The organism is Carnobacterium sp. GW821-FHT04C06 (assembly GCF_059420345.1).
Genome location: NZ_JBWKTN010000003.1, coordinates 85,876 through 106,526, shown reverse-complemented (window position 1 = coordinate 106,526; position 20,651 = coordinate 85,876). Strand labels below are relative to the sequence as shown.

Genomic DNA, 20,651 nt, shown 5'->3' with positions numbered 1-20,651 from the left:
AATAAAAGAAACGAATTCTTTAGGAGGAACGTAGATGGCAATTTTAGCTTTTGACTTAGGAGGAACGGCAGTAAAATACGGAATTTGGGAAAACAATCAGTTGCAAGAAATTAGTAATTTCAGTACCCCAACTTCTTTTGATGAATTAGAAGAAAAAATGAAAGCGGTTTTAAATGAGCTTGAATTAAAATATGAAATAGTGGGTATTGGGATTAGTGCACCGGGCACTGTAGATACTCAAAAAGGAGAAATTGGTGGAATCAGCGCCATTCCTTATATTCATCGTTTTCCCATCAAAGCCCATTTTGAGCACAGCTTTAATCGACCTGTGACAATTGAAAATGACGCCAACTGCGCTGCCCTAGCTGAAATGTGGCAAGGCGCTGGTAAGGGAAAGAAAAATGTATTGTTTGTTGTCATTGGTACAGGAATTGGCGGAGCAGTAATCATGGAAGGGAAGTTGCAAAAGGGGAAACATCTTTATGGCGGTGAATTTGGTTTAATGATTTTGGATCGTGGAGAAAGCTTTAGCGAGCTAGGAACAGCAGCCAATATGGCGAAACGTTATTCAGAAAAAAAAGGAACACTCTATACAGGGGAAGAGGTTTTTGAAAGAGCCAATCAAGGAGAAGAAGATGCCTTGGAAGCTGTTCATGAATTTTATCACTATTTAACAGTCGGGCTGTATAATTTACAATTCACAGTAGATCCAGAATTGATTATTATTGGTGGCGGAATTTCAAAAAAAGAAGAGCTTTATCCTGAAATCAACCAGCGAATGGAAGTCTTATTAGCTAAAAATGAGCTGAAAGACTTTGTCCCTCAAGTGGTCCCTTGTGTGTATCGAAATGATGCGAATTTGGTAGGGGCAGTTGCAGTATTTAGTGAGCGTTATCCGAGTTTAAACTAAAAAAACATTGAGCTAATTCAATTAGCTCAATGTTTTTTTAGTTGGATTCAGAAATTGAGAAAGGAACTTCTTTAGTTGAATAGTCATGGTAAGTTGGCGCTAGTCCTAATGTAAAATGAAGACTTGCTCCCTCTAGTAAGGTTTGATGAGTTAAAAATAGAGGGCGATAGTCTTGTTGATTCACTTTCAAATTGGCAACAAAATTTGCTTGGGGAACGTTATTGTCTGTTTCAATCGTCAAAGCCTTTCCATTTGGCAAGTGTATCTTAACTGAATCAAACAATGGAATGCCAAGGACATATTCCCCACTACCTGGGGTTACTGGATAAAAGCCGAGAGCACTAAAGACAAACCAACCAGACATGCTCCCATTATCTTCATCCCCTGGAAAGCCATCAAAACCACTATTAAACAAGCGTGTCATGAGTTGTTTCACTACAACTTGAGTGGAAGCAGGTTGACCTACATAATTAAACAAGTAAGGCAAATGGAAGCTAGGTTGATTTGAAAGAGCTAACTGACCATAATCAACAGCGGCCATTTCACTCATTTCATGAATTTCAAAACCATAGCCAAGCACATCAAATTCAGGCGGTTGGTTGCACAAATCAGTTATTTTTTTGAAGAATGCTTCCTTTGAGCCATAAAGCTTAATTAAACCTGCAAAATCCTGGTAGACAGCAAAACTATTTTGCCATGCGCTGCCTTCTGCGTAATCAAGACCCCAGTTCAGATCGTTAAAATGTGGTCTGAATTCCCCTTTTGTATTTTTCGCCCGCATCAAGCCAGAATCAGGATCAAATAAATTCTGATAATTTAAAGCATTTGAGCGGTACGTTTTAGCCAACTCGGTTTTTCCTAATAAATCAGCTACTTGGCTAATACAAAAATCACTATACGCATAATCCAAGGTGTGGTTCACACTTTCATGGTGATCCAGTGGAACGTAGCCATATTTCAGGTAATCGGTTGTCCCTCTTCGACCATAATTTGGATCTTTACTTTGAGTCGTAGCAGCATGGAGCATGGCAGATAAAAATTCTTCTAGTTGAACTTGATTAACGAGACCTTTCACTGCAGCGTCAGCAATAACAGCATCTACCAAGGTTCCTGGCATCAGTCCGCGTTCATCAGGTGAAAGCCATTTAGGTAAGTAGCCTGTTTCGCGATAGGAAGTGAGCAAACCCTCCAAAATTTCTTGATATTCAGTAGGAGCAATCAAAGAATAGAGAGGGTAGACGGTTTTGTAAGTATCCCAAAAACCATTATTTGTGTACAAAATACCATTAGCGACTTTTTTAGTAGTTGTATTGTAGTGAATCGGTTGATTATCTAATGTAAGCTCGTAGAATTTTTGTGGAAATAAAAACATTCGGTACAAGCAAGTGTAAAAAGTTTTCACCTGTTCTTGATTGGAGCTTTGAATCTCAATTTTAGATAGATAATGAGTCCAACGATCTGCTGCAAGAGTCTTTAAATCTGCAAATGAATGTTCAGCTAGTTCACGTTGGTAATTTAATTGAGCCTGCTCAATACTGATATAAGAAGTGGCTAATTTAATAGATGCCTGTTGATTCGACAATGTCAAAAAACGAAGAATAAAAGCTTTATCTTGCCCGTTTAATTCAGTAGCTGAGATAAAGTCATCGCCATTAAAGTAGCCCGTTTTAGCTAAGTCAATAGAAGCATCAAAAGTCATTGTGAAGTAGAGTTTAAAATTTTCATCTAAACAACCTGAGAAATTTGAAATAAAACCGGTTAACGTCGAAGTTTCAACATCAAGTTGATAAGAGGATTTGCCAGGTGCTTGTAAAATAAAGCCAGGATCATCTTTCTGTGGATAGGTTAGTTTTAAACTGGCGCCGCGTTCAGTAGGGGTCAATTCAGTTGTAATTTGATAGCGCTGTTGCTTTATTTTTAAATAGTGAGGTTGAAAAATCGCTTCTTCAGGTCGATAGGAGCTTTGATAGCTAAACACATCTCCTTTTAAATAGGTTCCTGTAACCGGTGTCATTAAGATATGTGCAAAATCGCCCATCCAAGGACTTGGTTGATGGCTAATTCGAATTCCTTGAAAGGTGCGGTGAAGTGGATTGAAAAACCAACTAGATTCATGATTGGTTTGCGGAACATAATGATTCATTCCAAAAGGCAAACTTGTGTAAGGTAAGGTATTTCCATTTGAAAAACTGTGACTGTTATGAGTACCTTGTCGTGTGTCAATAGACTCTAGCATAATAAAACCTCTCTTTTTGTTTTATTTGATATATCAATACAACTATTTTAACATATCTATAAAAGGTTTGTAAGGTGTTTGCGAAATGTTGTAATTCTTTTTAATGATATATCATTAAAAAGGGCTGAACTAAAATTTTTTTTAATAATTTTTCGGTAAAAATAAAGTTGAAAAGATGATTGTTATTATTTTTATATTTGGTATAATCAAGCTTAGATTTCAGGAATGCTATTATCAATAAAACAAATCGAAATGGTTTCAAGGAAAGTTTCAAATTCACAAAGCAAGTCAAAATTCAATTAAAAGAGGATCAGAAAAATGGAAGTAAATCATGACAGAAGAAGTCATATGAACAAAGTAACACTAGGTGGAATTTTAGTTGCGTTAGGTGTTGTTTATGGCGATATCGGAACGTCACCACTTTATGTAATGAAAGCTATTGTAAAAGGAAATGGTGGTTTAGCTAATATTTCCGAAAACTTTATTTTAGGTTCAGTTTCACTCGTATTTTGGACGATTACCATTTTAACAACCATTAAATACGTCTTAATTACGTTACGGGCAGATAACCATGGTGAAGGTGGGATTTTCTCCTTATATACTTTAGTTCGAAAGCAAGCCAAATGGCTCATCGTTCCAGCTATGATTGGGGGCGCCACGCTCTTAGCAGACGGAATGCTCACCCCGGCGGTAACAGTAACGTCAGCCATTGAAGGATTAAAAGAGATACCGGTATTTAGTTCGTTCTTTGGTGAAAACCAACATATAATCATCGTAATTGTAATTACGATTATCAGTGCCTTGTTTTTAATTCAACGTTTTGGATCGGAAACTGTTGGGAAAATGTTTGGACCAATTATGATGGTTTGGTTTACAACCTTAGCTATTTTTGGGATTGTGAATATTACAAGAGATGTGACGTTGTTTAGAGCATTGTCCCCACACTATGCAATCGCAGTTCTTTTTAGCGATGAAAATAAAATGGGATTTTTCATTTTAGGTGGTGTTTTCCTAGCAACAACAGGTGCAGAGGCGTTGTATTCTGATTTGGGACATGCGGGAAGAAAAAACATTTACGCAACATGGGGCTTTGTAAAATTAAGTCTAGTTTTAAATTATTTTGGTCAAGCTGCATGGTTATTAGATGCCAAAAATGATCCTCGATTATTAGCAATGAAAGATATGAACCCTTTCTTTCAAATGATGCCAAAACAATTCTTGATTTATGGTGTCGTAATCGCTACATTAGCCGCAATCATAGCCTCACAAGCCTTGATTTCTGGTTCGTATACACTTGTTTCAGAAGCCATTAAATTGAATCTATTGCCACGTCTTCACAGTCGCTATCCATCAAGTTCAAAAGGACAAGTTTACATTTCAACAGTCAATACAATCCTTTGGGCAGTGTGCGTAGGAGTGGTGTTATTCTTTAGAAGTTCTGATCGAATGGAGGCCGCCTATGGTTTAGCCATTACGGTCACTATGTTGATGACGACTATTTTATTGTACAATTATTTGATTAAAATTCATTGTCCAAAATGGGTTGCAATGGGAATGTTGCTTTTCTTTGGCGCTTTTGAATTTTCATTCTTCCTATCAAGTGCCGTTAAATTTATGCATGGTGGTTTTGTAACTGTGATTATAGCACTGGCTATTCTGTTTGTTATGTTTATCTGCATTCGCAGCTACAAAATTAAAATGCGCTTATTGGAAAATGTGCCATTAGCAGATTATAAAGATCAGTTGGTGCAATTAACTCATGACGCAGACCGTACAAAATATGCAACAAACTTAGTTTATTTAACCAATTGTGCCAAACCCGGACAAGTAGAATCTAAAATTATGTATTCTATCTTAGATAAACGACCAAAACGCGCAGATGTGTATTGGTTTGTAAATGTGGTTGTAACAGACGAACCCTATACCGCAGAGTACACCGTAGACAACATTGGTGGAACAGATTATATGATTAAGATTCAACTAAAATTAGGGTTTAGAGTCAATCAAAAACTCAATGTATTCTTACGACAAATCGTAACAGAATTAGTTGAAAGTGGCGAAGTAGACATTCAATCAAGAAACTATACAACCATTCCAGGACGTAAAGTCGGCGATTTCCGCTTTATCTTGATTCAAGAACAACTTTCCATGGAAACAGAATTAAACAGCTTTGAAACCTTTATAATGCAAGCGAAACTCATGCTGAAACGTCATACAGTTGAACCCGAAAAATGGTTTGGCTTAAATGCAAGTGACGTTGAAATCGAATACGTGCCATTATTCTTAGGGAAGCGGAAAGATTTGATGTTGAAGCGAGTAGCGAAGTAACGTGACATATAAAGCTATAAAAGACGATACAACCTTTAAATAGATGGTTGTATCGTTTTTTTTCACATAATAAATCAGCTAAACAAAAAAATGGTTGCGTTTTCAAAAAACATATGCTAACATAAAGACAATTAAGAACAGGCATGTGACTGGTAATGCAGGCAGGACCTAAATAAAGTATTTTTCAAAAAAGAGTTTCATTTTGATGAATGCAGTATTTAGATTCTGCCTGTTTTTTTTGCGTAGTGTTTGGCCAATACTACGTAACTACTTATAAAGGAGAAATTGTGATGAACTATAAAGAAACTGCTGTATCGATTCTACCGCTAATTGGCGGAAAAGAAAATGTATCACACCTTGAGCATTGCTCGACTCGATTACGTTTTACGTTAAAAGATAATGCTAAAATAGAAACTGAAAAACTTGAAAAAATTGATGGCGTCATTGGAGTTCGTCAAAATGTTCAATGTCAAGTCATTATCGGCAATGATGTTGTTGAAGTTTACGATGAAATGAAAGCTTTGTTAGGAGAACTATCAGAATCAGGCAGTTCAACTGAAAAACAAAAATGGGGAGCCGTAATATTAGATTTTATTATTTCTATTTTTCAGCCCCTTATTCCAGCCATTGCTGGTGGAGGTATTTTAAAATCATTATTGTTGCTTGCTTCTGTTACTGGAGTAATGAGCGATCAAAGCCAGACCTACCAAATTCTTAACTTAATCGGAGGTGCACCGCTTTACTTTTTACCTATTTTGGTTGCTATGACAACGGCAAATAAATTAAAAGTAAACCAGCTAGTTGCCGTATCAGCTGTAGGGGCACTGATTTTGCCAGAACTGTCTACTTTATTGACAGAAGGAGCTACTTTTTTAGGCTTTGGTATAACGAATATTGCCTATGCTTCTCAAGTGTTTCCAGCAATTTTAACGGTATTATTTTATGCGCAAGTAGAAAAACTATTTACCAACTATTCACCAAAGCCCATTCGAATTTTCTTTGTTCCAATGATGAGTTTATTGATTACAGTACCAGTCGCACTACTTGTTTTAGGCCCATTAGGATATAATGTTGGGACTGTTTTTTCTACAGCAATCATTTGGCTTTATTCTCGCTTGGGTTGGGTTGCTACAGGAGTATTGGCAGCAGGCTTGCCCTTTATGGTAGTGACGGGTATGCACAAAGCCATGATTCCATATGCTGTTTCTTCAATAAGTGAAATTGGAGCGGAACTCCTTTACTTACCTGCTTCATTAGCTCATAACATTGCGGAATCTGGGGCCTGTTTTGCTGTAAGTATTAAAACAAAAGATCAAAAGCTACGTTCTACTGCGATATCTGCAGCAATTTCAGCACTCTTTGGGATTACAGAACCAGCTTTATATGGCGTAACCATTTTAAATAAACGTGTGTTGTATAGTGTGATGTTTGCAAGTTTAGTCGGAGGTAGTTTTGCAGGGATTATGGCCATTAAAGCTTTTGCATTGGTAGGACCTGGTTTAGCTAGCATTACGATGTTTGTCGATAAAGTAAATCCAATGAACTTAATTTGGGCATTTGTCACAGTAGGTATTTCCTTTGTAATTGGATTTATAGCTGTACTAGTTAGCTACAAAGATGAGGTTGAATTAGAAAAAGCTGATGAGGTCAACGAAGCTTCTAACGCAGACGCTGAACAATTAATCAGTCCAGTCGCAGGACAAATTATTTCTTTGAGTGAAGTCAAAGACGATGTCTTTTCAAGTGGGTTAATGGGAGATGGACTTGCGATCATTCCAGACGATAATGTATTGATTGCACCAGAAGACGGTGAAATTACCATGGTATTTGAAACAAAACATGCTTTAGGATTTAAAACAACTAATGGAGCAGAAATTCTATTTCACATTGGTCTAAATACCGTACAATTAGGTGGAGAAGGATTTGAAGTATTTGTACAAGTGGGGGATAAGGTCGTGAAAGGACAAAAATTGATTGAATTCAATCTGGAAAAAATTAAATCAGCTGGATTTGATCCAACGATTGTCTGTGTTGTAACAAATAAGGAAGCCTACACGGTTAAAACGTCTCATCAATCTGAGATGGTTACGAACCAGACGGATGTCTTATCCATTGTACCAATTATATAACAGAAAAAACGTGAAAATAGGAGGATATTATGAAAATTAAAAACACATTTCCAAAGAATTTTTTATGGGGTGGCGCAATTGCTGCCAATCAAGTAGAGGGGGGCTGGAATGTTGATGGAAAGGGCTTATCTGTAGCGGATATTGCTAGTTACAAACCACATGTAGATAATAAAGATTATGCAGCTCATATGGATATTTCCACTTCAACAATTGAATCAGCGATGGCTGATAAAACAGACAAATGGTACCCAAAACGTCGAGGAATTGACTTTTATCATCGCTACAAAGAGGATTTGGCATTGTTTAGCGAACTAGGATTTAAAACTTTACGTTTGTCTATCGCGTGGACACGTCTCTTTCCAACAGGTGAAGAAGAACAACCAAACGAAAAAGGAATCGCCTTTTATCGTAGTGTATTTAAAGAGATGCAACGCCTAGGAATCAAACCAATTGTTACGCTGTCCCATTATGAAATGCCATTATCTCTTAGTTTAAAGTACAATGGATGGGTTAATCGTCGAGTGATAGATGATTTTGTTCGTTTTGCAACCGTTTGTTTCGAAGAATTTGGTGAATACGTTGATTACTGGTTGACGTTTAATGAAATTGATAGTATTCATCGTCATCCATTTACAACAGCTGGGATTGTGCCAGACAAGTGTCAACCTGGAAAAGAAGAGCAAGAAATCTATCAAGCATTGCATCATCAATTTGTTGCAAGTGCATTAGTAACAAAAATAGCGCATGAAATTAATCAAGAAAACAAAGTAGGCTGTATGTTGACTAAGTTAATGACCTATCCACTAACTTGTGATCCTCTTGATGTTGAACTTACATTAAAGAAAAATTTAGAAAATAATTTTTATACGGATGTTCAAGTGAAGGGAGAATATCCTAAAATGATTGAAGTTGCTTTAAAAAATAAAGGAATTGACATTAAAATAACTCCAGAAGAACGACAAATTTTGAGAGAAAATACGGTTGATTTTCTTTCGTTCAGTTATTATATGTCGATGGCAGAGTCTGGAGATCCTAAAGCGGAAAGAACTCCTGGTAATACTGTTTTAGGTGTTAAAAATCCATATCTACCATCAACAGACTGGGGATGGCAAATCGATCCCAAAGGACTAAAAATTGCCTTGATTGAATTATACGATCGCTATCAGCTACCGTTGATGATTGTAGAAAACGGAATGGGATCTGTTGATACGGTTGAAGAGGGACATATTCACGATCCCTATCGAATTGCTTATTTTAAAGCACATTTTCAACAAATGAAAGAAGCCATTGATGAGGGGGTCGATTTGATAGGATACACGAGTTGGGCGCCGATTGATTTAGTCAGCGCAGGAACATCTCAAATGTCAAAACGTTACGGATTCATCTATGTTGATACAGATGATGAAGGAAATGGCACATACAATCGCTCTAAAAAAGATTCCTTTGACTGGTATCAAGAGGTTATTGCCACAAATGGTGGAAGTTTAGAGGAGTAGTAGACAAGGAGAGGATCTGGATGATCTTAGTAAAAAAAGTATTGAATTCAAGTGTAGTTCTTGTGGAAAAAGAAGGACAAGAAATGATTGCTCTAGGGAAAGGAATCGGTTACGGTAAAAAAAGGGGCGATTTTATTTCCGATTCAGTAGTTGACCAAATTTTCTTGCCAATAGAAGAGCAGAAGTCTTCACAATTTGCTGAACTAGTTGATGAAATTCCAATGAAATTTTTTGAAATCACGAAAGAAATTGTTTCGATTGCAGAAGAAGAGTTAGCTGTATCACTGAATACAAGTATTTATTTAACCCTTTCCGACCACTTGCATTTTGCAGTTGAACGTAGTGAGAAGGGATTAAATACTTCGAATCGATTGTATTGGGAAATTAAAAATTACTATCCAAAAGAGCTTCATATTGGTGAGATTGCTTTAAACAAAATGAAAACGAGCTATCAAATTGAGCTACCAATTGAAGAAGCTTCAAATATTGCTTTTCATTTAATTAATGCTCAATCCGACAACCACGAGGACAAAGATGGGTTAAAAAAAGCTAAATTGGTTGGAACAATCGTTAACATGGTCCGCTATTCACTACGACAAGAAATTGATACAAATTCAGTACATTATACACGTTTTATCACCCATGTCCGCTTTTTTGTTGATCGTTTTTTTTCCGATGGTCTACTTCAAGAAAAGGAAGATGAATTGTACCGTCAAATGTGGTCTTTATATCCAGGTGCAATGGAAATTGCAACAAAAGTTAAAAATTATATCGATCAAAGCTACCATACACAAATCCCGGAAAATGAATTGGTTTACCTTGGTGTTCATCTTAATCGTTTGATGAATCATTCTGCGATTGAAAATGACTAGTGTCTGATTAAATGATTCAACAAGTCTTGATTTGAAGTCAAGGCTTGTTTTTTTTAGCAAAGAAGATAAGAATAGCGATGACAACTAGTCTTGCTCAAAATAGTTAAAGACATTTTAACGAAATAAAGTTTTTTATTGACTAATGCCATCGACTCTCCTATTCTAAAGATACTACATAAAACGAAGGGAGAGACTATGAAAGCAAAAGGTCCGTTGTATATCGAAGTTGCTGAAAATATCAAATCTGCTATTTTAAATGGGGTTTACCCTGTTGGCACGCAAATCCCTACTGAAAATGAACTAGAACAAACCTTTAATGTTAGTAAAATCACAGTTCGTAAAGCGATTGAGATTTTATCGAATGAAGGCTATGTGGAAAAGAAAAGTGGCAAAGGAACAACTGTATTAAGTGATCGATTATTTAATAAACTGTCTAAAGCAGCCTCATTTTCTAGTATGATTGAAGCATCAGGTCACCATTTAACCAAAGAAATTTTAGCCGTAGAAAAAGTGAAACTAACCGTCGATCAAACAGAGCTAACCCAAATTTTTGGGAAACAAGCCTTTAAATTGACACGTTTTTATCGATTAGATGAGGAACCGTATATTTACTTTGAACATTACTTGCCAACTTTAGGAAATGAAAAAAACCTGATTCAAATGGAACAAATTTCTTTGTATAAATGGTTAGCTAGTCACCAAAAGGTGGTTGCTCGATTTCAAGATAGCTTTTCAGTGGAGGAAGTAAGCCAAGAAATTAAAACCTTGTTAGCCACCGATCAAAGCCACTTATTAAAACGAAAGCGAACTTCATATAGTCAAACAGGAGAAATCATTGAAATTTCGTATGCACTTTATGACACAATCAAGTATCCTTATTTGATTGAATATGAAATTTAATCCTTAATAAGGACGAAAAACAGCACAAAAAGCCACGGCTTAGTGCTGTTTTTTTTGTTCTTCATTTATTTAAAAAGAAAAGTCATGCAAGAAGTTAAAAAGAAAATAAAAAAACTGCACTTATTCAAGTGCAATCATCTACTATTGTATTTCAGCATAGATACCGATATATTTGGAATGTAAAGGGTTTTAATAAAGTGCTGAAGAAAGAAAGGATTGAGCAAGATGCAGCTATCAAAACGACAAATCAAAATAATCTTAGCCTTATTGGATTTAGAAAACGCCATTACAACCAAAGAATTAGCGGAACAGTTTCAAATGAGTATTCGCACAATCAAGTATGATTTAGACGCAATCAAAACATGGTTTACAAAAAAAGACAGTTTATTGTGTACACAGCGAAACAAAGGAATCTGGCTAGACGTGACAGACTCTAAAAGAATCGAATTAAAAAATGAATTGTTGCAAGTTGAGCGTTATGAATTGTATCCAGATCAAGAAATTAGAATACATCAAATGATTACGATTCTATGCTTGCAAACCACTTATTTAACCACCCAACAGCTTGCAGATGATTTAAAAGTCAGTAAAAGCACCATTGTAGCAGATTTAGAAAAATTAGAACAGGTCTTAATGAGCTACCAATTGCAATTGATTCGAAAGAACTATTTTGGTTACACCATCGTAGGAGCAGAAAATCAGATTCGGCTATTGCTAGAATTTATTATTCAAAAAGGAATTACGGATTACGATATTTACAATATTATGAACGTAATCACCAATCCCACAGAAGAAAGCAATCATCAGTTGAAATTAGCCATTCATAGCCAAATGCAACAAATCTACCAAGTGACCTTATTTGAAATCTCAAAAATCGTGAATCAAGAAGTGTTAGAGCAGTTCAATTATAGCGAAATTTTATCGATTATTTTACGCGTAACCATCGCTACTGCCAGAATGAATATCAATCACACCATTGAAAGCTATAAAATATTGCCCAATCAAGAACTATTGGAAAAGAAAAAAGAATTGCCATTCTTATTGATGCGACAAGTTTTTAGTTCCTATGAATTTCCAATATTGGAAGATGAGTACATTTATATTTTTAGTGATGTTTTAATGGCTTATGAAGAACACAATATAGCCGATTTAACGAGACAGATGATTGCATTTGTCAGCGAAAAAGAAGAGGTTGCATTCAATGGAGATCAGCAATTATTTACCAATTTATTCGCCCATTTATCATTGAAGCTGCATAAAAAATACCTGTTTGTAAATGAGTACAATCCCTTTACAGAAGATATTAAGCAACGGTATCCTTCTTTATTTCAAACGATTAGTGATGCTTGTCAAAAAGAAATTTCTAAATCCGTATCGATTATTAACGATTCTTTTATTTCGTACATTGCCTTGCATTTTCTCGTGTCATTTGAAAAATTAACGATCAATCAGACGATTGTGAGAATCGTTTACATTTGTTCTACCGGTTTAGGAGTGACGAGTCTCATTCAACAACGAATTATGGAAGAAGTTCCAAACGTTGAAATTGCTAGCTTTGCTTCTGTTTTAAAAGTAAAAGAAGTCCTTCAAGAAGTAGAGCCCGATTTAGTTGTGAGTATTTTTCCATTAGAAGATATACAACTGCCCTTCGTTAAAGTCAATCCCATCCCAACTAAATCAGATATCGCAACCATTCGTAAAATGGTAGAAGGAATTTTACAAGGAAATCCAAATAAAACAACGACAAAATTTTTGGCAAGTAAAGGAAAACCAAGTCAAAACGGAATTGAAGAAGAAAGCAGAGAATTAATTTTAATGGGATTTCTGGTATATGAGGAACTAATAAAATTATTTAATCAACGTATCCAAGAAGAGTACGAAGCAGCCTTTTTATTACATGTCTATATGATGGTTCATCGAATTTATTTTCAATCGCAATATGAAAATAAAGGCAATGTAGCACCAGATTCATTACTTAATTATCAAGAAGAAGTTGCTGAAGTTGAAAGCATTATGGCAAAAAATAAGTTGCCAATTAACAAAGCTGAAATCACAGCTTTATTACAATACCTAACCATTTAGGAGGAATAGATTTTGGAAAATCAAGTGACACAAGCGGTTGAAGAAATCATTTTAGCAAGTCACGACTCTGTTGCAACAAGAAAAATAATAGATTTTACGTTAGCAAAATTACGCACATTTGAAATTGTACCAACGGAAGTTCAATTGGTTGTATTAGCGAATCATTTAGGTGAAATGATTCGTCGTTCACAAACGAACGAAAGGATGATGCGTGTTGATCCGTTGATGTTTAGCGAGGTTTCTAAGGAGGCACTGGCTCTTTCTCAAGCAGTCGTAAAAGAAGTTGGAAATTTAGCCGTTGATGAAAAATATGTTTTATCGATTCATTTTGAAACAGCAAGACAAAATAAATTGAATTAACTAAATGAAATACAAACAATAATACTAGGAGGCAACAATTATGATAACAGTAGTCATTGCAGATCGATTAGGAAAAGGACAAAATGTCGCAAAAGGAGTAGAAGCAGCAGGAGGAAAAGCTGTTGTAGTACCAGGAATGGGGGCTGATATGCGTTTGGGTGACGTGATGCAACAAGAGAAAGCCGATTTAGGTATTTCATTTTGTGGCAGTGGAGGCGCTGGGGCGTTAACAGCAGCAACGAAATATGGCTATCCAGAACGACATGGCATGCGCTCAGTCGAAGAGGGAATCACGGCAATCAATGATGGAAAAACTGTTTTAGGCTTTGGTTTCATGGACCAAGAAGAATTAGGGAAACGGATTGTTGAAACGTATTTAAAAAAAATTGGATCCTAATAGAATAAAAAACACAAGAGGAGGAGATCCATTTGTCAGAAGTCAGATGCAAAAAAAGACAGGTGATTCGAGTAGAGGGAACTGGTAAAGAAAAAACACAAGCTTTTGCAAGTGCCTTAAATAGCATTCATACAAAAGTATTAAAGGAAAGCAATGAAGTTGTGCTACGTATTGAACCGCTAGATGTTCAGGTTCTTGTTGCAGAAGAGGCAACTTTTATAGAAAAATTTTTATTCTTGTTCTTACCCAGGACAAGAGTTACTTACCGGGTCGTTTTAAATGTTGAGATTGAAGTAACCTTAATCGAAATGGAGAAAGTAACCTTTGTCAAAAAAAAGATTTCTGATCCAAATGGTGTCTCCAATCCTTTTCGTAAAAAGAAATTGATTCAAAAGGAGGAAAGTTAGATGACGATTATTATTATTTTGTTGAAATCATTGTTTATCGGAGGCTTGGTGGGGTTTGCAGCTGGAGCTGGGGCAGCACGCATGTTCCATGCCCCGACAACACAAGGCCTAGGCGCCTTTAGAACGCTAGGTGAGATGAATGCTTGTGAAGGGGATGCGGCGAGTCATTTCTCATTTGGACTAGGTTTTTTCTTTAATGCTTGGGCATCAACGGTTGGAGCAGGTGCGTTTACGCAAGATATTACCCATCGTGTCATTCCCAACTGGGCAACGGCTGCTTTGATGATTAAAAATAAAAACGTAGCAGAAACAATGCATGATCCTAAAAAAATGAGTATTGCTGGCGGCGTGATTGGAATGATTTTAGTGGCATTCTTAAATACAACCGCTTCAGCAATTCCAGAAGCGTTACAAGTAACGGCAGTAGCTGTTTTAGTACCAGCAGCCAATCTATTAATCAACACGGTCATGCCAGTACTATTTTGGCTAGCTGCAATTGATGCTGGAAAACGTTCCGGTTTATGGGGAACGATCTTTGGTGGCTTATCTGCAATGGTTATGGGAAATGCAACACCAGGCGTAGTCCTTGGGATTCTAATTGGCAAAGGCGTGGATGAAATTGGTTGGAATCGTGTGACTAAGAGCATGATGGTAGCAGTTATTTTACTCTTTATTTTAAGTGGTTTCTTTAGAGGCTTTGATTTACAAATGCTAGAAAGCTTTAGAGTACAAATTCCACAATGGTTAGAAAACACTCACGGTATCTTTAATATCGGCAAATAATAAAAGAAGGTGGGAATAATAGATGAATGAACGAATTGAAAAACCAAATTTTTGGTTTGCGGATTGGTCGTTTCCAATCTTTGTTGGGCTTTTAGCGGCAGGTATTTTTGCCGGAACACATATGTATTTTGTATACGGCGTTGGAGCATTTAACGAGGTCGCAATTGTGGCAATGTTAAAAGCGGGAATGGATGGAGGTTCCTATGGCGCAGCTGCAGCTTTTGGTGCTAGTTTCTTATTTGCTCGCATATTAGAAGGGTCATTAGTCGGTATCTTAGATCTAGGGGGAGCGATTTTAACCGGAATTGGAATCGGTGTGCCAGCGATTTTGCTTAGTATGGGAATTGTTGCCCCAATTGAAAATTTTGCATTGGCATTATTAACAGGTTTAATTTGTGGATTGGCAACCGGAGGAATTATTGTATTGATTCGTAAGTTTACTATCAATCAATCAAATTCAACTTTTGGAGCAGATGTCATGATGGGAGCAGGAAATGCCTCAGGTCGATTTTTAGGTCCTTTGATTATTTTAAGCGCATGTGGCGCATCGATTCCAATTGGAATTGGTGCAACAATTGGCGCAGTCATTTTTTATCTTTGGAAAAAACCCATTGCAGGAGGAGCCATTTTAGGAGCCATGATTTTAGGAGCGATTTTCCCTATTGCTTTAGGAAGTTAGTTTTAAGAAGGCAAGAGGGATGAATCTAAAAAACAATTCAAGAAATCGTTTACATCTAAAGGTTATAATGTTATATTGTTTTTGTAAAACATTATAATCTTTATTTGGGAGGAACGTATGGATAAACTTGTTGAGTTATTAGAATCAAAAGTACTACCAGTAGCAACAAAAATTGGATCACAACGTCATATGACGGCGATTAGAAAAGGGATTATTGCAACGCTACCCTTAACAATTGTCGGATCATTTTTCACGATTTTGCTTAATATTCCAATTGATTCCGTTGCAGCCATCATTGAACCTTATAAATCTATTTTAGATGTTCCATTTCGATTTACAGTTGGAATCCTGTCTTTATATGCTACCTTTGGGATCTCATCTTCATTAGCCAAAAGCTATAAAATGGATAGTATGACCAGTGGATTACTGGCAGTTTTAGCCTTCTTAATTTCCACTGTGGTACCCACGCAAGTCTTAGATCCAGTCGATAAAGTAATTGAAGCAGGTCGTTATATTAATATCGCATCGCTAAGCTCGGCATCGTTATTTGGTGCCATTGTAACATCAATTATTTCAGTTGAGATCTATCGATTTATGAAAGAAAAGAATATTACCATTAAAATGCCAGAAGGTGTTCCACCTGAGGTTTCCAATTCATTTGTCGCTTTATTGCCAACAGCAGTCATTATTCTGTTCTTTTGGACAATTCGTTATGTTTTAGGTTTTGATATTAGTAGCTTCTTAAGTACGATATTGATGCCCTTGAAAGGCGTGTTAGCTGGGAATAGTTTATTTGGTGGACTTTTAACGGTCTTTCTAATTACTTTCTTCTGGGTTTTGGGAATTCACGGGCCAGCAATTATGGGACCAGTGATTCGTCCTTTCTGGGATATTTCAATTGCAGAAAATATGGATGCTTTTCAAGCTGGAACAAATGCCCATCAATTGCCTAATATCTTTACAGAACAATTCTTACAATGGTTTGTCTGGATTGGTGGAGCAGGAGCGACGCTTTCGTTAGTCGTTTTATTCCTCTTTTCAAAATCAGAATATTTACGTAGCTTAGGAAAATTGTCACTTTTACCAGGATTATTCAATATCAATGAACCGATTATTTTTGGTGCACCCATTGTAATGAATCCAATTTTAGGTTTGCCATTTATTCTTGCTCCGTTAGTTACAACAACATTATCTTATATTTTAACAGTGACCAATGTCGTCCCAATGATGACAGCAAGGTTGCCATTTACAGTTATTTCACCGATTGCAGCTTGGATTAGTACGAACTGGAGTATTATGGCGGGAATTTTAGTTATTATCAACTTCTTTATTTCCTTAGCTATCTATTATCCATTCTTTAAAGTTTTTGAAAAACAACAATTAGCTCGTGAACGAGAAGCAGCTGAAATGAACTAAATTTAAGAAAAGGAATGGGGGAAAGTCCTTTGGCTTTCTTCCTTGGTGAGAAAAATGCAACTAATTTATTTTATTGGATTTGTCGTTTATTTTATCGGGTGTCAATATCTTGTAGAAAAAGAAAAAATCCCTAAAGAAATAATGGATTGTTCTGCACTGAAATTAATTTTAGGTGGTATTTTTGTAATTGTTTTAAGCATGGTGATGGGTGTTTTATTATCGATTGCCGTTCCACTAGTAGTGGCAATGACCATGTTAGTGGCAAGTATTATTGCTGGCAAATACCGTAAAGTATTTAATGAAATGGAAAGAGGCGGGAAAATATGAAGAGACGTTTAGGTGTATCCATATACCCAGATCATAGTGATGTAAAAGTAGATGAAGCCTATTTAAAAAAGGCAGCAGAGTATGGATTTTCAAGAATTTTTATGAGCATGTTAGAAGTAACGGAAGGAAAAGAGGCTGTTGCAACTAAATTTACTCATATTATTCATTTTGCGAAAGAACTGGGATACGAAGTTATTTTAGATATTGCCCCGTCTATTTTTGATGAGCTAGCCATTTCATATGATGATTTAAGCTTTTTCCATCAGCTAGGAGCAGACGGTTTACGGTTAGATGTTGGTTTTGATGGAAACAAAGAAGCGATGATTTCTTTCAATCCATATGAAATGATTATTGAATTAAATATGAGTAATGATGTAGCCTACCTAGATAACATCTTAACTTATCAAGCCAATAAACCAATGTTGTATGGATGTCATAATTTTTATCCACAAAATGGAACGGCATTGCCATTTGATTTCTTTATGAAATGCAACGAACGTTTTAAAAACCAAGGATTAAGAACAGCAGCTTTTGTAAATTCTCAAGTAGGAAAGATGGGTCCTTGGGACATTAATGATGGATTGCCAACAGTCGAAATGCATCGTTTTCTTCCCGTTGAAGTTCAAGCAAAGCATCTATTTGCTACGAATAGGATTGATGACGTGATTATAGGCAATGCATATGCATCAGACGATGAATTAAACGCTTTATCACAAATAAATCCTTATCAAGTGACCTTTGATATTGAGTTTGTGGCAGACGTTAATCCTGTGGAAAAAGAAATCGTTAAAACAATGCAACATTACCGCCGAGGGGATATTACGGATCAAGTGATCCGTTCCACAGAAGTACGCAAAAAATTTAAAAATCATGAAAATAAACCACATGATCATTTACAGATGTTCCAAAAAGGCGACATTGTGATTGGCAATGATCAATTTGGCAAATACAAAAATGAACTACAAGTGGTTTTAGAGCCTCATCAGGATGAGCGTAAAAATTTAGTTGGACACATTATCCCTGAAGAGCACATCTTGTTGGACTTTATCTACCCATGGAGTAAGTTTAAATTCAACGAAAAGTGAGGCGTAACATGGTAGATTTATACATTAAAAATGGAAAGAGTGTTACAGGAAAATCAATTGAAGTTGCCATTGAAGCTGGGAAAATTACTGCAGTTGCAGAAAAACTATCGGTGACAGCTAAAAAAGTGTTAGATTTAAAGCATCAATCCGTTGTATCTGCTGGTTGGATCGATGACCATGTGCATTGCTATGAAAAAATGACCTTGTATTATGATTCACCCGATGCAATTGGAATTCCCAAAGGCGTAACGACGGTAATCGACGCAGGAACAACTGGTGCAGAAAATATTGGAGATTTTTATCAATTAGCGAAAAAGGCCAAAACCAATGTCTATGCACTGGTGAATATTTCAAAATGGGGCATTGTCGAGCAAGATGAACTAGCTGATTTGAAAAAAATCAAAGAAGAGTTGATTCACGAAGCGTTGCAAGAATATCCTGATTTTATCGTAGGAATCAAAGCAAGGATGAGCAAGACTGTAGTTGGAGAAAATGATATTGTACCACTAGAGTTGGCTAAAAATATCCAAAAGAAAAATGAAAATTTACCTTTAATGGTACACATCGGATCGGCACCACCTACCTTAGATGAAACGTTAGCTTTAATGGAAAAAGGCGATATAGTAACCCACTGTTTCAATGGAAAAGAAAATGGAATTTTAGACAGTGAGGGACGGATTAAACCTTTTGTTTGGGATGCATACCGTCGTGGTATTCTTTTTGATATTGGACACGGAACAGATAGCTTTAATTTTCATGTGGCTCAAGTGGCTCAAGAAGCGGGGCTAACGCCTCAAACGGTTAGTACCGATATTTACCATCGAAATCGTGAAACAGGTCCAGTCTACGATTTAGCGACAACGCTTGAAAAAATGCGCACTTTAGGATATACCTTAGAAGAGCTAATGCCGATGGTAACAACAAATCCAGCCCGTGCTTTCCATTTAGCAACTAAAGGCGAATTGAAGCCTGATTTTGATGCGGATATGACTATTTTTAATGTAGTAGCGGGTGAAAAAGGGTTAACAGATTCAAATGGTGGAACAAGAAAAACCAATGAATTGATTCAGCCAATCTACACAATCGTTAATGGCGAAGTTTATCCAGTAGGAGGAAACTGAAATGAATAGTTACGAAAAATACAATCTAAAAGAGGTTATTAATGCAAGTGGAAAAATGACCATCTTAGGAGTTTCGAAGGTTAGTGATGAAGTTCTTGCAGCCCAACAATTTGGAGGACAGCATTTTTTTGAGATGGCGGATTTAACGATTCAAACGGGGAAACACATTGCGAATTTGCTAGGTGCAGAAGATGGAATTGTTGTTTCTTCAGCTTCAGCAGGAATTGCCCAATCGGTAGCTGGAGTAATTGGAGAAGGAAATTTGTATCATGTGTACCATCCGTTTACAAATCAGATTACTAAACGTGAGATTATTCTACCGAAAGGTCATAATGTTGACTATGGAACACCTGTAGAAGTGATGGTTGAATTAGGCGGCGGGCAAGTCGTTGAAGCGGGCTACGCAAATATGTGCTCAGCTGAACACTTAGAAATGATGATTACGCCAAATACTGCGGCGATTCTCTATATTAAGAGCCATCATACTGTGCAAAAAAGTATGTTGACGGTTGACGAGGCGGCAGCTGTAGCCAAACGTCATAAGTTGCCACTGATTGTGGATGCAGCAGCAGAAGAGGATTTAGTGAAATACCGTGAAGCAGGCGCTGATTTAGTCATTTATAGCGGTGCTAAAGCATTAGGCGGACCAAGTTCTGGACTAGTGATTGGAAAAGCGAGCTTTATTGAGTGGGTTCGTCTGCAAGGAAAAGGCATTGGTCGTGCCATGAAAATTGGAAAAGAAAATATTCTAGGCCTAACCACAGCAATTGAAGAATATGTACGAGATGGTAGCGAGTCAGGAACATCTATGAGAACTCGTTTAGAACCTTTTATTAAAGAGTTGAATCAACTGCCTCATCTTCAAGCCAGCGTGGAACAAGACGGAGCAGGACGTGAGATTTACCGAGCGAAGGTTCAAATTAAAGATTCTGCTCCACTGAGTGCAGTAGAAGTGATTAAAAAGTTAAAAGAAGGCCAGATTGCGATTTATACAAGAGAATACCGCGGAAATAATGGCATTATTGAATTTGATATTCGTGCTGTAAACGAGAAAGAAATGCAACAAATCGTGACTCGTTTGGCAGAAATTTTAAAATAAATGACTTAAAATGAAAGAAGGAAC

The 20,651-nt window shown here is 36.6% G+C and carries 18 protein-coding genes; 17 read left to right on the top strand and 1 reads right to left on the bottom strand.

The window, feature by feature from the left end; translation table 11 throughout:
* Positions 1–34 precede the first annotated feature (34 nt).
* A complete protein-coding gene (locus AC07SW_RS05890; RefSeq protein WP_119907528.1) occupies positions 35–910 on the top strand; it encodes an ROK family protein in 876 nt (291 codons plus the stop codon).
* Between the two features lie 37 nt (positions 911–947).
* Here the strand turns inward: AC07SW_RS05890 and AC07SW_RS05885 are convergent, their stop codons facing one another.
* Positions 948–3,149 (bottom strand): GH92 family glycosyl hydrolase, encoded by a 2,202-nt coding sequence (locus AC07SW_RS05885; protein WP_202872135.1) that lies wholly within the window; start codon positions 3,147–3,149, stop codon positions 948–950.
* Between the two features lie 315 nt (positions 3,150–3,464).
* On the opposite strand from AC07SW_RS05885, the gene AC07SW_RS05880 reads away from it, so the two are divergent.
* The 16 genes from AC07SW_RS05880 (at position 3,465) to AC07SW_RS05805 (ending at position 20,627) form a co-directional block, all read left to right on the top strand.
* Positions 3,465–5,474 carry a KUP/HAK/KT family potassium transporter gene (locus AC07SW_RS05880; protein WP_119907530.1) on the top strand — a complete coding sequence of 670 codons (2,010 nt, stop codon included), beginning with the start codon at positions 3,465–3,467 and terminating at the stop codon, positions 5,472–5,474.
* Positions 5,475–5,764: 290 nt separating this feature from the next.
* Positions 5,765–7,603, top strand: a complete 1,839-nt coding sequence (locus AC07SW_RS05875) for a beta-glucoside-specific PTS transporter subunit IIABC (RefSeq protein WP_494632441.1) — start codon at positions 5,765–5,767, stop codon at positions 7,601–7,603.
* A gap of 29 nt (positions 7,604–7,632) precedes the next feature.
* Positions 7,633–9,099 carry a glycoside hydrolase family 1 protein gene (locus AC07SW_RS05870; RefSeq protein ID WP_494632439.1) on the top strand — a complete coding sequence of 489 codons (1,467 nt, stop codon included), beginning with the start codon at positions 7,633–7,635 and terminating at the stop codon, positions 9,097–9,099.
* A gap of 20 nt (positions 9,100–9,119) precedes the next feature.
* Complete coding sequence (locus tag AC07SW_RS05865; protein ID WP_119907533.1) at positions 9,120–9,971, top strand: PRD domain-containing protein; 852 nt, start codon at positions 9,120–9,122, stop codon at positions 9,969–9,971.
* A gap of 195 nt (positions 9,972–10,166) precedes the next feature.
* Positions 10,167–10,871: a GntR family transcriptional regulator gene (locus AC07SW_RS05860; protein WP_074402264.1), complete on the top strand. Its 705-nt coding sequence runs from the start codon at positions 10,167–10,169 to the stop codon at positions 10,869–10,871.
* 225 nt (positions 10,872–11,096) lie between these two features.
* The gene (locus tag AC07SW_RS05855; protein ID WP_494632438.1) at positions 11,097–12,953 is read left to right on the top strand and encodes a BglG family transcription antiterminator; all 1,857 of its coding nucleotides are present in this window, start codon (positions 11,097–11,099) and stop codon (positions 12,951–12,953) included.
* 12 nt (positions 12,954–12,965) lie between these two features.
* The gene (locus AC07SW_RS05850; RefSeq protein ID WP_034571794.1) at positions 12,966–13,313 is read left to right on the top strand and encodes a transcriptional regulator; all 348 of its coding nucleotides are present in this window, start codon (positions 12,966–12,968) and stop codon (positions 13,311–13,313) included.
* A 40-nt stretch (positions 13,314–13,353) separates the two neighbouring features.
* A complete protein-coding gene (locus tag AC07SW_RS05845) occupies positions 13,354–13,710 on the top strand; it encodes a glycine-rich SFCGS family protein (RefSeq protein WP_034571791.1) in 357 nt (118 codons plus the stop codon).
* Between the two features lie 32 nt (positions 13,711–13,742).
* Complete coding sequence (locus AC07SW_RS05840) at positions 13,743–14,117, top strand: DUF4312 family protein (RefSeq protein ID WP_463685134.1); 375 nt, start codon at positions 13,743–13,745, stop codon at positions 14,115–14,117.
* On the top strand, positions 14,118–14,900 hold the full coding sequence (locus AC07SW_RS05835; RefSeq protein ID WP_034571785.1) for a DUF4311 domain-containing protein: 783 nt from the start codon (positions 14,118–14,120) through the stop codon (positions 14,898–14,900).
* A gap of 22 nt (positions 14,901–14,922) precedes the next feature.
* Positions 14,923–15,579, top strand: a complete 657-nt coding sequence (locus tag AC07SW_RS05830; RefSeq protein ID WP_074402270.1) for a DUF4310 family protein — start codon at positions 14,923–14,925, stop codon at positions 15,577–15,579.
* Between the two features lie 117 nt (positions 15,580–15,696).
* Positions 15,697–16,995, top strand: coding sequence for a PTS sugar transporter subunit IIC (locus tag AC07SW_RS05825; protein WP_034571781.1), 1,299 nt, complete (start codon positions 15,697–15,699; stop codon positions 16,993–16,995).
* Positions 16,996–17,049: 54 nt separating this feature from the next.
* Positions 17,050–17,322, top strand: a complete 273-nt coding sequence (locus tag AC07SW_RS05820) for a hypothetical protein (RefSeq protein WP_034571779.1) — start codon at positions 17,050–17,052, stop codon at positions 17,320–17,322.
* Entirely contained in the window at positions 17,319–18,407 is a 1,089-nt protein-coding gene (locus tag AC07SW_RS05815) for a DUF871 domain-containing protein (protein WP_463685136.1), read from the top strand. Before AC07SW_RS05820 ends, AC07SW_RS05815 begins: the two co-directional genes overlap by 4 nt.
* 8 nt (positions 18,408–18,415) lie before the next feature.
* Positions 18,416–19,528, top strand: a complete 1,113-nt coding sequence (locus AC07SW_RS05810) for an amidohydrolase/deacetylase family metallohydrolase (RefSeq protein WP_494632436.1) — start codon at positions 18,416–18,418, stop codon at positions 19,526–19,528.
* Between the two features lies 1 nt (position 19,529).
* Positions 19,530–20,627, top strand: a complete 1,098-nt coding sequence (locus AC07SW_RS05805; RefSeq protein ID WP_135022766.1) for a DgaE family pyridoxal phosphate-dependent ammonia lyase — start codon at positions 19,530–19,532, stop codon at positions 20,625–20,627.
* Positions 20,628–20,651: the final 24 nt, after the last annotated feature.

Coding starts and splice junctions, on each gene's coding strand:
- AC07SW_RS05875 (WP_494632441.1), top strand. CDS start 5,765: ATGAACTATAAAGAAACTGCTGTATCGATTCTACCGCTAATTGGCGGA.
- AC07SW_RS05825 (WP_034571781.1), top strand. CDS start 15,697: ATGGATAAACTTGTTGAGTTATTAGAATCAAAAGTACTACCAGTAGCA.
- AC07SW_RS05855 (WP_494632438.1), top strand. CDS start 11,097: ATGCAGCTATCAAAACGACAAATCAAAATAATCTTAGCCTTATTGGAT.
- AC07SW_RS05890 (WP_119907528.1), top strand. CDS start 35: ATGGCAATTTTAGCTTTTGACTTAGGAGGAACGGCAGTAAAATACGGA.
- AC07SW_RS05845 (WP_034571791.1), top strand. CDS start 13,354: ATGATAACAGTAGTCATTGCAGATCGATTAGGAAAAGGACAAAATGTC.
- AC07SW_RS05815 (WP_463685136.1), top strand. CDS start 17,319: ATGAAGAGACGTTTAGGTGTATCCATATACCCAGATCATAGTGATGTA.
- AC07SW_RS05870 (WP_494632439.1), top strand. CDS start 7,633: ATGAAAATTAAAAACACATTTCCAAAGAATTTTTTATGGGGTGGCGCA.
- AC07SW_RS05865 (WP_119907533.1), top strand. CDS start 9,120: ATGATCTTAGTAAAAAAAGTATTGAATTCAAGTGTAGTTCTTGTGGAA.
- AC07SW_RS05880 (WP_119907530.1), top strand. CDS start 3,465: ATGGAAGTAAATCATGACAGAAGAAGTCATATGAACAAAGTAACACTA.
- AC07SW_RS05820 (WP_034571779.1), top strand. CDS start 17,050: ATGCAACTAATTTATTTTATTGGATTTGTCGTTTATTTTATCGGGTGT.
- AC07SW_RS05860 (WP_074402264.1), top strand. CDS start 10,167: ATGAAAGCAAAAGGTCCGTTGTATATCGAAGTTGCTGAAAATATCAAA.
- AC07SW_RS05805 (WP_135022766.1), top strand. CDS start 19,530: ATGAATAGTTACGAAAAATACAATCTAAAAGAGGTTATTAATGCAAGT.
- AC07SW_RS05830 (WP_074402270.1), top strand. CDS start 14,923: ATGAATGAACGAATTGAAAAACCAAATTTTTGGTTTGCGGATTGGTCG.
- AC07SW_RS05810 (WP_494632436.1), top strand. CDS start 18,416: ATGGTAGATTTATACATTAAAAATGGAAAGAGTGTTACAGGAAAATCA.
- AC07SW_RS05835 (WP_034571785.1), top strand. CDS start 14,118: ATGACGATTATTATTATTTTGTTGAAATCATTGTTTATCGGAGGCTTG.